This is a genomic window from Streptomyces sp. NPDC101181 (genome assembly GCF_044767975.1).
In the GTDB taxonomy this organism is placed as follows: Bacteria; Actinomycetota; Actinomycetes; order Streptomycetales; family Streptomycetaceae; genus Streptomyces.
Genome location: NZ_JBIWOX010000011.1, coordinates 41,484 through 54,599 on the forward strand (window position 1 = coordinate 41,484; position 13,116 = coordinate 54,599).

12 protein-coding genes are annotated in these 13,116 nt (G+C 70.9%); all 12 read right to left on the reverse strand.

Features of this window, described 5'->3' with window-relative positions:
• Positions 1–8 precede the first annotated feature (8 nt).
• Positions 9–293, reverse strand: a complete 285-nt coding sequence (locus tag ACIRRU_RS17825) for a YggT family protein (protein ID WP_006123846.1) — start codon at positions 291–293, stop codon at positions 9–11.
• Positions 294–383: 90 nt separating this feature from the next.
• Complete coding sequence (locus ACIRRU_RS17830) at positions 384–1,013, reverse strand: cell division protein SepF (protein ID WP_403681343.1); 630 nt, start codon at positions 1,011–1,013, stop codon at positions 384–386.
• 125 nt (positions 1,014–1,138) lie between these two features.
• Positions 1,139–1,858, reverse strand: a complete 720-nt coding sequence (locus ACIRRU_RS17835) for a YggS family pyridoxal phosphate-dependent enzyme (RefSeq protein ID WP_403681344.1) — start codon at positions 1,856–1,858, stop codon at positions 1,139–1,141.
• A 6-nt stretch (positions 1,859–1,864) separates the two neighbouring features.
• Positions 1,865–2,605 (reverse strand): peptidoglycan editing factor PgeF, encoded by a 741-nt coding sequence (gene pgeF, locus ACIRRU_RS17840; RefSeq protein WP_403681347.1) that lies wholly within the window; start codon positions 2,603–2,605, stop codon positions 1,865–1,867.
• Positions 2,602–3,831, reverse strand: coding sequence for a cell division protein FtsZ (gene ftsZ / locus ACIRRU_RS17845; RefSeq protein WP_403681349.1), 1,230 nt, complete (start codon positions 3,829–3,831; stop codon positions 2,602–2,604). Before ftsZ ends, pgeF begins: the two co-directional genes overlap by 4 nt.
• Positions 3,832–4,106: 275 nt before the next feature.
• Entirely contained in the window at positions 4,107–4,901 is a 795-nt protein-coding gene (locus ACIRRU_RS17850) for a cell division protein FtsQ/DivIB (RefSeq protein ID WP_403681352.1), read from the reverse strand.
• Between the two features lie 63 nt (positions 4,902–4,964).
• A complete protein-coding gene (gene murG, locus ACIRRU_RS17855; protein WP_403681355.1) occupies positions 4,965–6,053 on the reverse strand; it encodes an undecaprenyldiphospho-muramoylpentapeptide beta-N-acetylglucosaminyltransferase in 1,089 nt (362 codons plus the stop codon).
• A gap of 6 nt (positions 6,054–6,059) precedes the next feature.
• Complete coding sequence (gene ftsW, locus ACIRRU_RS17860; RefSeq protein ID WP_363204436.1) at positions 6,060–7,400, reverse strand: putative lipid II flippase FtsW; 1,341 nt, start codon at positions 7,398–7,400, stop codon at positions 6,060–6,062.
• 64 nt (positions 7,401–7,464) lie between these two features.
• Positions 7,465–8,907, reverse strand: coding sequence for a UDP-N-acetylmuramoyl-L-alanine--D-glutamate ligase (gene murD, locus ACIRRU_RS17865; RefSeq protein ID WP_403681358.1), 1,443 nt, complete (start codon positions 8,905–8,907; stop codon positions 7,465–7,467).
• Complete coding sequence (gene mraY / locus ACIRRU_RS17870) at positions 8,889–9,959, reverse strand: phospho-N-acetylmuramoyl-pentapeptide-transferase (RefSeq protein WP_363204438.1); 1,071 nt, start codon at positions 9,957–9,959, stop codon at positions 8,889–8,891. Before mraY ends, murD begins: the two co-directional genes overlap by 19 nt.
• On the reverse strand, positions 9,956–11,377 hold the full coding sequence (gene murF, locus ACIRRU_RS17875; protein WP_363204439.1) for a UDP-N-acetylmuramoyl-tripeptide--D-alanyl-D-alanine ligase: 1,422 nt from the start codon (positions 11,375–11,377) through the stop codon (positions 9,956–9,958). Before murF ends, mraY begins: the two co-directional genes overlap by 4 nt.
• Positions 11,378–11,381: 4 nt before the next feature.
• Positions 11,382–13,097 carry a UDP-N-acetylmuramoyl-L-alanyl-D-glutamate--2,6-diaminopimelate ligase gene (locus ACIRRU_RS17880; RefSeq protein ID WP_363204440.1) on the reverse strand — a complete coding sequence of 572 codons (1,716 nt, stop codon included), beginning with the start codon at positions 13,095–13,097 and terminating at the stop codon, positions 11,382–11,384.
• Positions 13,098–13,116: the final 19 nt, after the last annotated feature.

Here is a 13,116-nt window from a genome sequence, read left to right on the forward strand (position 1 = left end):
CGTATCGCTCACAACCTGACCACAACGCTGATCAGGATGTAGACGATGATCATCAGAACGAAGAAGGACAGGTCGAGTGCCACGCCCCCGAGACGCAGCGGCGGGATGAACCGCCGCAGAAGCTTGAGCGGTGGATCGGTGACAGTGTAGGTGGCCTCCAGTACGACCACCATCGCCTTGCCGGGCTGCCATGAACGTGCGAACTGGAAGACGTAGTCCATGACCAGCCGGAAGATCAGCACGATGAGGAAACACATCAGCGCGATATAGACCACATCCAGTGCGACGCCCATGTCCCGCGCTTCCCTCTCCCCTGGCTCTCATAGCTCCGGCCGCTCGGCCGGTTCCGGCCTCGCGGCCGGGTCGTTCCCGGTGTCGTGTTCTCAGCTCTGGTTGAAGAATCCGCCCTCTGCGATGCGGGCCTTGTCCTCCGCCGTGACATCGACGTTAGCAGGCGACAACAGGAACACCTTCTGCGTCACGCGTTCAATGCTGCCATGGAGCCCGAAGACGAGTCCTGCGGCAAAGTCGACAAGTCGCTTCGCGTCCGTATCGTCCATCTCCGTGAGATTCATGATCACCGGAGTGCCTTCGCGGAAGTGTTCCCCGATGGTACGGGCCTCGTTGTAGGTCCTGGGGTGCAGTGTGGTGATGCGGTAGGGCTCCCGCTCGGACACGACCTTGGGCATGATCACCGGTGCGTTCTTCTCCAGGCTCGGACGTTCAGGTGTGATGGATGCCACGGGTGCGATCCGGGCGGGTCGCCCGCTCTCCGCGGGGAGCTGAACCGGCTCGCGCTGAGCGGGAGGTGTCACCACTCGTGCCGGTTCGTCCCTTTCGCGCTCCCGTTCGCGGTCCCGCTCCACCTGGTGGGGGGGCTGATGCCGGCGCCGGTCGCGCTCGGACTCCGGCTCAGGTTCGAATTCGTCATCGGGGTCGAACCCCGGACCGTCGTACCCATCGTCCTCCACGAGGCCGAGGTAGACCGCCATCTTGCGCATCGCGCCGGCCATGCTCCGAGTCCTCCGCTCTGTGGTGGATCGGCATTCGTCACCAAGTGCCCGCGATCCACGGTGGCCTACCCGCTTTATGTGGGAATGACCATATTTTCTGCTGTGGTCCGACCTGCTTCGCGACGTTACCCGAGCCGGGGTCGGTCTCCGAGCACCGCCGTACCGACGCGTACATGTGTCGCTCCGGCCGCCACCGCGTCCTCCAAGTCCCCGCTCATACCTGCGGAGACCATGCTCGCAGCCGGATGGCCGACGCGCAGGCGGGATGAGATTTCCACCAGGCGGTCGAAAGCGGCACGTTGCCGTCCCGCGAACGGTCCCGCCAGCGGCGCCACGGTCATCAGACCGTCGAGCCGCAGACCGTCGGCCGCGTCCACCGCGGCCGCCAACTCCGCGACCCCGTCCGGCGCGACGCCGCCCCGCTCGCCGCGCTCACCGCTCTCCGCGTCCAGCGCGATCTGGATCAGGCAGCCCAGCTCACGCTCCGCGCGGACCGCGGCGGACGAGAGGGCGGTGACCAGCCTGGCGCGGTCCACCGACTGCACGACGTCGGCGTAACTCGTCACCGAGCGAACCTTGTTCGTCTGCAACTGTCCGACGAAGTGCCAGGTCAGAGGAAGATCCGCACAAGCGGAGGCTTTGGGGGCCGCGTCCTGGTCCCGGTTCTCCGCGACGTGGCGCACTCCCAGGTCGTACAGGGCGCGTACATCGCTCGCGGGATAGGTCTTGGTGACCACGATCAGGGTCACCTCGTCGCGCGCGCGACCGGCCGCCGCGCAAGCGGAGGAGATCCTTTCCTCCACCCGCGCCAGATTCGCGGCGAGTTGAGCCTTACGGTCCGTCATGCCCTATCAGTCCAACCAGACATATCCGGCGAGCCGCCCGGTGGTGCGGTCCCGGCGGTAGGAGAAGTGGTCGTCCGATTCCCGGGTGCAGACCGGCGAACGGTGCAGGTCCCGCACGCCGAGAGCGGTGAGCTGGGCGTGGACTCCGCCGGTGACGTCCACCGCCGGGGTCTCCCAGCTGGTCTCGGACCAGGTGCCGGGGACCGCGTCCGCGACCTCGGCCCGCATGTCCGCCGGCACCTCGTAGCAGCGCCCGCAGACGGCGGGCCCGGTGTGCGCGGTGATCCGGTCGGGTCGTGCGCCCAGCGCGGTCATCGCCCCGACCACCGCGGGCACCACTCCGGCGACCAGTCCCGGCCGCCCGGCGTGCGCCGCTCCGACGACCCCGGCCTCCGGGTCGGCCAGCAGGACGGGGGTGCAGTCGGCGGTGAGGACCGCGAGCGCCAGCCGGGAACGCGTGGTCACCACCGCGTCCACCGACGGAATCTCCGCGTCCGCGCCCCAGGGCCCGTCCACCACCGCGACGTCGCGGCCGTGGACCTGGTTCATCCAGACGACCCGCGCCGGGTCGAGGCCCAGGTCGCGGGCGGCCCGCCCGCGGTTCGCGCCGACGGCGGCGGGGTCGTCGCCGACCGCGCCGCCGAGGTTGAGCTCCCCGTACGGAGCGGCGCTCACTCCGCCCCACCGGTCGGTGAAGGCGAAGTGAGCGCTGCCCGTGACGGGTTCCGTCCGATGCCGGGTTATCACTTCAAGAAGTCCGGTACGTCCAGCTCTTCGGCCTGGGTGTCCTGGTAGGGACGGGCCGGCGGGACGTGCGGCGGAGAGACCGGGGGAAGCGTGGTGCTCTCGCTCGAAGCCGACACGGGGGCGGGCTCGGCCGGGGCCGGGCTCTCCTCGCGCGGGGGCACGGAACCGAGTCCGCCCGTCGGGCGCGCGGGCTCGGGGGTGGCGGTCCTGGCCGGAGCGGCGGACTCCTCCCGCTTGGCGGTGTTCGCGCCGAGCACGTTGTCCCGGCGGGCCGGCGGCTGTCCGCCGTCGAAGCCCGCCGCGATCACCGTGACCCGTACCTCGTCGCCCAGGGCGTCGTCGATGACGGCGCCGAAGATGATGTTGGCCTCGGGGTGGGCCGCCTCGCTCACCAGCTGAGCGGCCTCGTTGATCTCGAAGAGACCGAGGTCGCTGCCGCCGGAGATGGAGAGCAGCACGCCGCGGGCGCCGTCGATGGACGCCTCCAGGAGCGGCGAGGAGATCGCCATCTCCGCGGCCGCGACCGCGCGGTCGTCGCCGCGCGCCGAGCCGATGCCCATGAGCGCCGATCCGGCCTCGGACATCACGGACTTGACGTCGGCGAAGTCGAGGTTGATCAGCCCCGGGGTGGTGATGAGGTCGGTGATGCCCTGGACACCCGAGAGCAGGACCTGGTCCGCCGACTTGAAGGCGTCCAGGACGCTGACCTGACGGTCCGAGATGGACAGCAGGCGGTCGTTGGGGATGACGATGAGGGTGTCGACCTCTTCGCGGAGTTCGGCGATGCCGTCCTCCGCCTGGTTCGCGCGTCGCCGGCCCTCGAAGGTGAACGGGCGGGTGACCACGCCGATCGTCAGGGCGCCCAGAGAGCGCGCGATGTTGGCGACGACGGGGGCGCCGCCGGTGCCGGTGCCGCCGCCCTCTCCTGCGGTGACGAAGACCATGTCGGCCCCCTTGAGGACCTCCTCGATCTCCTCACGGTGGTCCTCTGCCGCCTTGCGACCGACGGCCGGGTTCGCCCCGGCGCCGAGGCCACGGGTGAGTTCGCGGCCGACGTCGAGCTTGACGTCGGCGTCGCTCATCAACAGGGCTTGTGCGTCCGTGTTGATCGCGATGAACTCGACGCCCTTGAGACCGACCTCGATCATTCGGTTGATGGCATTGACACCACCGCCGCCGACACCGATGACCTTGATGACTGCGAGGTAGTTCTGCGGTGCTGCCACGTCGAAGGCCTCTCGCCTCGATTTACGTGTCGTCGCTCTGCGGTGGCCCGCGGCGACGACTGATGTCGATGGGGACGGTCCGAACGCCGACCCAAACCCTAACGCTGAAGTTTAGGGTTACCAGTGTGTCTGCTTCCTGGACTCTTCCGAACAGGACACTAAGTCGACAAGTGGCGCACGTTCAACGAACACGCCGAACCTCCCGTTTTTCTTTTCACCCTATGTGATCACCCGTAGCGCTGACCAACCAGGGTGCTGGCCAGGGCAAATACCCGTCAACTACCCGACTCCGCCGGGGCGCTGGGAGCGCTTACGTCGAACTGTCCCGCTTTGGGGGCGGCCTTCATCAGCGCGGTCAGGACCCGGGCCTTCGCGGGCCCGTCCTCCCCGCTGCCCCAGAGCACCTCACGGTCACCGGTGAGCACCAGGGAGATCGCGTCGTACGAGCTGACCCGTACGACCCTCGTGTCCTTGGCGACGCCCGCCGGAAGGTCTCCGGCGACCCGGACCGCCTGCCGCAGCAGGCCCTGTTCGCCGAAGCGGCGCAGGCTCGCGGAGGGGTCGGGGGTCAGCTCCAGCAGGGGCACGCCCTTCGGGGCCCGGTCCACGGTGGCGAAACGGACGCCCTCGGCGTCCACTTCCACGAACCGTCCGCCCTTCTCCACCAGCAGGACCGGCTTCCGCTCGGTCACCTTAAGACTGATGCCGTGCGGCCAGGAGCGAGCGACATCCACCGTGTCGATACGAGGCAACTTCTGGCGCAACCGGCGCTCCATCGCGCCGGTGTCCACGGAGACCAGCGGGGCGCCGACCGGGGTGGCGGCGGCCTCCTCCACCTCGGCGCGGGTGAGCACGTCGACGCCGCTGGTGCGGACCTGTTCGACGCGGAGCCAGGAGGAGCCGTAGAGCACCCAGACGGTGAACGCGGTGAGCAGGGCCGCCGCGACGGCGATCAGGACCAGCAGGGCGCGGCGGCCGAGCCGGGGCCGCTCGGGGCCGGTGCGCGGCGCGCGGGCCGGCGCGTCCGTCCGCCCGGGGGCGCCGCGCTGGGCGGTCGTCGGTCCGGCCACGCTCGCTCCTTCACCGGGCCCGGGGCGCGCGCCCCGGGCCCGTACCACATCGGCGCCGCACGCCTAGTGGCGCGAGGCGATCGCTTCGTACACCATGCCGACGAGCAGGTCGTCGGCGTCGCGCCGGCCGAACTCGGCGGCGGCGCGGGACATTTCGTACAGCCGGTGGGGGTCCGCCAGCACCGGCAGGACGTGGGACTGCACCCATTCCGGGGTGAGCGCCGCGTCGTCGACCAGCAGACCGCCGCCCGCGTTGACCACCGGCTGGGCGTTGAGCCGCTGTTCGCCGTTGCCGATGGGCAGCGGGACGTAGGCGGCGGGGAGCCCGACGGCGGAGAGTTCGGCGACGGTCATCGCGCCCGCGCGGCAGAGCATCATGTCGGCCGCGGCGTACGCGAGGTCCATCCGGTCCACGTACGGTACCGGGACGTAGGGCGGCATCCCGGGCATGTTGTCGATTCGCGGCAATTCGTTCTTCGGGCCGACCACATGGAGGATCTGGATTCCCGAGCGCTGGAGCAGCGGCGCGACCCGCTGGACGACCTCGTTGAGGTGCCGGGCGCCCTGCGAGCCGCCGGAGACCAGCAGGGTGGGCAGGTTGGGGTCGAGGCCGAAGGAGGCGCGGGCCTCCGGGCGCACCCGGGCGCGGTCCAGGGTGGCGATGGTGCGGCGCAGCGGGATACCGATGTAACGGGCGCCGCGGAGCTTGCTCTCGGGGGTGGAGACGGCGACCCCGTGGGCGTACCGCGAGCCGATCTTGTTGGCCAGGCCCGGACGGGCGTTGGCCTCGTGGACGACGATCGGGACGCCGACGCGCTTGGCGGCCAGGTAGCCGGGCAGGGCGACGTAGCCGCCGAAGCCGATCACGCAGTCCGCCTTGGTGCGCTCCAAGACCTGCTCGGCCGCCTTGATGGTGCCGCGCAGCCGCCCCGGGACGGTGATCAGTTCGGCCGTGGGCTTGCGGGGCAGCGGTACGGCGGGGATGAGGGCCAGTTCGTATCCCCGCTCGGGTACGAGCCTGGTCTCCAGTCCGCGTTCCGTGCCCAGCGCCGTGATTCCCACGGTCGGGTCCTGCCTGCGCAGGGCGTCTGCGAGGGCAAGCGCGGGCTCGATGTGTCCGGCGGTCCCCCCGCCGGCGAGTACGACATGCACCGAAATTCACCGCTCTCCGGACGGACGCCTGGTGACGCGCCGTCTCATCGTCTTCCATCTCACCCCGGGCCTCCGCAGAGCCAGGGCCGCCTTCGCGGAGGGGTCCTCCCGCGCGAAGGCGATCATCAGCCCGACCGCGAACATCGTCGGCAGCAGGGCCGACCCCCCGTAGGAGAACAGCGGGAGCGGGACACCGGCGATCGGCAACAGGCCGAGCACCGCACCGATGTTGATCACGGCCTGGGCCGTGATCCAGGTGGTCACGCCTCCCGCGGCATACCTCACGAAGGGGTCCTCCGTGCGTCCGGCCACGCGGATACCCGCATAGCCTAGAGCCGCGAACAGGGCGAGCACGGACAGCGTCCCCGCCAGCCCCAGCTCCTCACCGGTGATCGCGAAGATGAAGTCGGTGTGAGGTTCAGGGAGTTGACCCCATTTTTCCACACTCGCACCCAGCCCGGAACCAAACCATCCGCCGGACGCCAGAGCGTAGATCCCGTGGGCCGCCTGCCAGCAACCGCCCTCCGGATCGGGTTCGCCGACGATGCCCATGCAGGAGAGCCGGGACATCCGGTTGGGGCTGGTCCAGATCAGCAGGAACGCCATGACGGCGGCGAAGCCGAGGACCCCGGCGAACAGCCGGGTGGGGGCTCCGGCCAGCCACAGCAGCCCGAACAGGATCGCCGTGAGGATGATCGCGGTGCCCATGTCGCCGCCGAGCATGATCAGTCCGAGCAGTATGAAGGCGACCGGCACGAGCGGCACGAGCATGTGCTTCCACTGCGTCAGCAGCCGCTTGTCCTGTTTGCGGGCCAGCAGGTCCGCTCCCCACAGGATCAGGGCCAGCTTGCCGAACTCGCTGGGCTGGAGCTGGAACGGGCCGCCCAGATAGATCCAGTTCTGGTTGCCGTTGACCGACATCCCTATCCCCGGCACCTGGACCAGGACCATCAAAAAGACGGTGATCATCAGCATCGGATAGGCCAGACCCCGGTGGAGCTTGACCGGCATCCGGGCGGCGACCAGCATCAGGGCGCCGCCGATGACGGCCGCGAGGAACTGCTTGCCGAAGAAGTACGTCGAGGGCTTGCTGATGTCCAGCGCCTTGATCATCGAGGCGGAGTAGACCATCACCAGGCCCAGCACGGTGATCAGCAGGCTGGAGCCGAGGATCACGTAGTAGGCGGTCAGGGGCCGGTCCCAGGCCCGTCGTGCCCGCTCGAAGGTCCGGCGCGGCCCGCCGCCGCGCCGGTCACGGCGGCCGGAGGCGGGCGGTGCGGTGAAGGGACGGGGGACCTGCGCCCGTGCGCGCTCTCGCCGTACGGCGAATCTCTCGTCGGCCGGCATTGTCGCTGTCCCCTCCACTGCTCGTGCCCGGGGCGCGCGGCCCCGGGCGCGGAGGCCCGGTCGGTCAGGCGCTCTCGTCGGCGCGCGCGCGGACGGCGTCCGCGAACGCCTCGCCGCGCTTGTTGTAGTTGACGAACATGTCCATCGAGGCACAGGCCGGGGCCAGCAGTACCGTATCGCCCGGCCGGGCGAGCGCGGCTGCCCGCGCGACCGCCTCGGACATCGCTCCAGTGTCGGTGCGGTCGAGCTCGACCACCGGGACCTCGGGGGCGTGTCGCGTCAGGGCTTCCCGGATCAGGGCCCGGTCGGCGCCCATCAGCACGGCTCCGCGCAGCCGCTTGGCCGCGCCGGTGACCAGGGCGTCGAAGGTCGCGCCCTTGGCCAGGCCCCCGGCGATCCAGACGACGGAGTCGTAGGCGGCCAGCGAGGCTTCGGCGGCATGGGTGTTGGTGGCCTTGGAGTCATCGACGTAGGCCACCTCCCCGATGTCCGCGACGTGTTCGATGCGGTGGGCGTCCGGGCGGAAGGCCCGCAGCCCGTCGCGTACGGCGGCCGCCCCGACGCCGAAGGCGCGGGCCAGGGCGGCGGCGGCCAGCGCGTTGGCGATGTTGTGCGGTGCCGGCGGGTGGACGTCGGTGACCTCCGCCAGCTCCTGCGCCTGCTGGTGGCGGTCGGGGACGAACGCCCGGTCGACGAGGATGCCGTCGACGACGCCGAGCTGCGAGGGGCCGGGGGCCCCGAGAGTGAAGCCGATGGCCCGGCAGCCCTCCTCGACGTCGGCCGCGCGGACCAGGTCCTCGGTGGCCGGGTCGGCGACGTTGTAGACGCACGCGACGGTGTTGCCCTCGTAGACCCGGCCCTTGTCGGCGGCGTACGCCGTCATCGAGCCGTGCCAGTCCAGGTGGTCGGGGGCCAGGTTCAGGACGGCGCCGGAGTGGGCGCGCGGGGAGGAGGCCCAGTGCAGCTGGTAGCTGGAGAGCTCGACGGCGAGCACGTCGTACTCCTGCTCGCCGAGCACGGCGTCCAGCAGCGATACGCCGATGTTGCCGACGGCCGCGGTGCGCAGGCCCGCGGCCTCCAGGATGGAGGCGAGCATCCGTACGGTGGTGGTCTTGCCGTTGGTTCCGGTGACGGCCAGCCAGGGCGCGGGCTCGCGCCCGTCGGTGCCCCGCAGCCGCCAGGCGAGTTCGACGTCGCCCCAGATGTCGACGCCCGCCTCGGCGGCGGCCAGGAACAGCGGCTTGTCCGGCTGCCAGCCCGGGGCGGTGACGACGAGTTCCGTGGACGGCGGCAGGGTGGCGCCGTCGCCGAGGCGCACGGTGACGCCGAGCGCCTCCAGTTCGGCCGCCTGCGCGCGGGCGCGCTCGTCGTCGCCGTCGTTGACGACGGTGACGACCGCGCCGCGCTCGTGCAGGGCGCGGGCCGCGGGGATACCGCTGACGCCGAGCCCGGCGACGGTGACGTGCTTGCCCTGCCAGTCCACGCTGCTCACTTCTTGGCTGCCCATCCCGCGTAGAAGAGGCCGAGTCCGACGATCACGCACATGCCCTGGATGATCCAGAAGCGGACCACGACGAGGACTTCGGACCACCCCTTGAGTTCGAAGTGGTGCTGGAGCGGCGCCATGCGGAAGACCCGCTTCCCGGTCATCTTGAACGAACCGACCTGGATGACCACGGACATGGTGATCATCACGAAGAGGCCGCCGAGGATGGCGAGCAGGAACTCGGTGCGGGAGAGGATGGCGAGCCCCGCGAGGGCGCCGCCGAGGGCCAGCGAGCCGGTGTCGCCCATGAAGATCTTGGCGGGCGAGGTGTTCCACCACAGGAAGCCGAAGCAGGCGCCCATCAGCGCGGCGGCGACGACGGCGAGGTCGAGTGGGTCGCGTACCTCGAAACAGGCGCTGGGGTTGGTCAGCTTGTCCGCGTTGGCGCAGGACTCCTGGAACTGCCAGAGGCCGATGAAGGTGTAGGCGCCGAAGACCATCACCGAGGCGCCGGTGGCCAGTCCGTCGAGGCCGTCGGTGAGGTTCACGCCGTTGGACATGGCGAGGATCATGAACAGTGCCCAGACGCAGAACAGCACCGGTCCGATCGACCAGCCGAAGTCCTCCACGAAGGAGAGCCGGGTGGAGGCGGGGGTGTTGCCCCGGGAGTCCGCGAACTGGAGCGAGAGGACGGCGAAGGCGACGCCGACGATCAGCTGTCCGGCCATCTTCGCCTTGGCCCGCAGTCCGAGCGACCGCTGCTTGACGATCTTGATGTAGTCGTCGAGGAAGCCGACGAGGCCCATCCCGGCCATCAGGAACAGGACGAGGATGCCGGAGAAGCGCATCTGCTCGCCCGTGATGATCTTCGCGAGGACGTACGCGATGAGCGTCGCCAGGATGAAGGCGATGCCGCCCATCGTGGGCGTGCCCTTCTTGCTGCCGTGGGTACGCGGGCCGTCGTCCCGGATGAACTGCCCGTAGCCCTTGCGGGCCAGCAGCTTGATCAGCAGCGGGGTACCGACCAGGGTCAGGAAGAGCCCGATGGCCCCCGCGAAGAGGATCTGGTTCATCGGCCGGAGACCTCGCCCTCGGTCGAGCTCTCCAGCAGTGCCTGGGCGACCTTCTCCAGGCCGACCGACCGGGACGCCTTCACCAGCACGACGTCTCCCGGGCGCAGTTCACTGCGCAGCAGGTCGACGGCCGCCTGTGCGTCGGACACGTGCACCGACTCCTCACCCCACGAACCCTCGTTATATGCGCCCAGTTGCAGCCAGGAGGCCTCTCTGCCCCCGACCGCGACGAGCTTGCTGACGTTGAGCCGGACGGCGAGCCGCCCGACCGCGTCGTGCTCGGCGAGCGACGCGTCACCGAGCTCGGCCATCTGACCGAGCACCGCCCAGGTGCGCCCCCCGTCGGCCGCTCGGGCCTGGCCCATGGCGGCCAGCGCACGCAGTGCGGCTCTCATGGATTCGGGGTTCGCGTTGTAGGCGTCGTTGACCACCGTCACACCGTCCCCGCGCTCGGTGACCTCCATGCGCCAGCGGGAGAGGGTGCCCGCCTCCGAGAGCGCCTCGGCGATCTCGGTCACGGACATGCCCAACTCATGGGCGACGGCGGCCGCGGCGAGCGCGTTCGACACGTGGTGCTCACCGTACAGGCGCAAGGTCACGTCGCTGTACCCGGTGGGTGTGTGAAGCACGAACGCGGGCCTGCCGTCCGCGGTCATCCGGACCTTCTCGCCCCGTACGTCCGCTTCCGGGGCCTCCCCGAAGAGCAGCACGCGGGCCTTGGTACGGGAGGCCATGGCCCGTACCAGCGGGTCGTCCGCGTTGAGCACGGCGCAGCCGTCCTCGGGCAGCACCTCGACCAGCTCGCCCTTGGCCTGGGCGATGGCCTCCCGGCTGCCGAACTCGCCGAGGTGGGCGGAGCCGACATTGAGGACCAGGCCGATGCGGGGCGGGGTCAGCTCGGCGAGGTAGCGGATGTGGCCGATGCCGCGGGCGCCCATCTCCAGGACCAGGTGTTCGGTCTCGGAGGTGGCGGTCAGGGCGGTGAGAGGCAGTCCGATCTCGTTGTTGAGGGAGCCGGGCGTCCAGACCGTGGGGGCCTTGCGCTCCAGGAGCTGGGCGATCAGGTCCTTGGTGGACGTCTTGCCCGCGGAGCCGGTGAGGCCGACGACGCTGGTGCCGAGGCGCTCCACGACGGTACGGGCGAGCGCGCCGAGGGCGGCGACGACGTCGTCCACCACGATCGCCGGGACGCCGACGGGGCGTGCGGCCAGGACGGCTGCCGCCCCCGCCTCGACGGCGCGCCGCGCGTAGTCGTGGCCGTCGACCCGCTCGCCCGCGAACGCGGCGAACAGGCTGCCGGGCGCGACCTCGCGGGAGTCGATGACGACGGGGCCGGTCACGGTGACTGCCGGGTCCGGTATGTCGTGGGGCCGCCCGCCGACGATGTCCGCGATCTCGGCGAGGGAAAGGGTGATCACTTGGTCATCCCTGACTGTTGTTCTCGTGGTGCGGGACACGGTCCGCGGCTTCGGTGCGCCGGGACCGCTCGATGGCGGCGTACAGGACCTCGCGGTCGTCGAAGGCCCGGATCACTCCGTGGACGTCCTGGCCCTGTTCGTGGCCCTTGCCCGCCACCAGGACGGTGTCGCCCGGTTCGGCGCGGGCCACGGCGGCCGCGATGGCGGCGGCGCGGTCGGCGTCGACGAGGACGTCGCCGCGCTCGTGGACGGGGACCTCGGCGGCGCCCGAGAGCATCGCGGCGAGGATCGCGAGGGGGTCCTCGGAGCGGGGGTTGTCGGAGGTCAGTACGGCGGTGTCGGCGAGGCGGGCGGCGGCGGCGCCCATCGGGCCGCGTTTGGTGGTGTCGCGGTCGCCGCCGCAGCCGAGGACGATGTGCACCCGGCCCTCGGTGACCTTGCGCAGGGAGCGCAGGACGGACTCGACGGCATCGGTCTTGTGGGCGTAGTCGACGACGGCGAGGTAGGGCTGTCCGGCGTCCACCCGCTCCAGCCGGCCGGGGACCCCGGGGACGGCGGCGACACCGTCGGCGGCGATCTGCGGGTCGACGCCCGCGACGGCCAGCGTGACGATCGCGGCGAGGGAGTTGGCGACGTTGAACGGGCCGGGCAGCGGGGCGCGGGCGGTGATCCGCTCGCCCTTGGGGCCGACCGCGGTGAAGGTGCTGTCCTGCGGTCCGACCTCGACGTCCTCGGCGTGCCAGTCGGCGTCCGGGTGGCCCTCGGCGGAGAAGGTGGTGACGGGGACGCCGGACTCGGTGATGAGCCTGCGGCCGTACTCGTCGTCGAAGTTGACCACGCCGCGGTGGCTGCGTTCGGGGGTGAAGAGCTGGGCCTTGGCCTGGAAGTAGTCCTCCATGCCGGAGTGGAACTCCATGTGCTCCGGGCTGAGGTTGTTGAAGACGGCGACGTCGAAGACGCAGCCGTCGACCCGGCCGAGCACCAGGGCGTGGCTGGAGACCTCCATCGCGACGGCCTCGACGCCGCGTTCGCGCATGACGGCGAACAGGGCCTGGAGGTCGGTGGCCTCGGGGGTGGTGCGCTCGGACTTGATGCGCTCGTCGCCGATGCGCATCTCGACGGTGCCGATCAGCCCGGTGGCGCGTCCGGCGGCGCGCAGTCCGCCCTCCACCAGGTACGCGGTGGTGGTCTTGCCGGAGGTTCCGGTGATGCCGATCTGGAGGAGGCCGATGCCGGGCCGCCCGTAGATGTCGGCGGCCAGCTCGCCCATGACGGCGCGCGGGTCCTCGGTGACCAGGACCGGAAGTCCGGTGGCGGCGGCGCGTTCGGCGCCCGCGGGGTCGGTGAGGACGGCGGCGGCGCCGAGGCCCGCGGCCTGGGCGGCGAAGTCGGCGCCGTGGAACCGGGCGCCGGGCAGGGCGGCGTACACGTCCCCGGGTCGCACGGCCCGGGAGTCGTGGGTGATGCCGGTGGCCTCACCGGAGGCCGGTGCCTCGATGCCGTGCCGGCCGGCCAGCTCGCCGAGGGGGGTGGGCCGGAGCCGGTCGGGGCGAGGCGCTCCCGGGTAGGTCACAGGCGCGTCCTTCTGGGTGGTTTGGGACTGATCAGCGTGGGGCACGGCGGTGAGCGTACCGGGCCGGTGCGGCGTCTCGCGAAGCGAGGGACCCGCGTTGCGGTGGTTGTCGTTCCGGTTCCCGGGATCGGGGGTGATGGTTGTCACTGAGGGTTCCCTTGGAGGG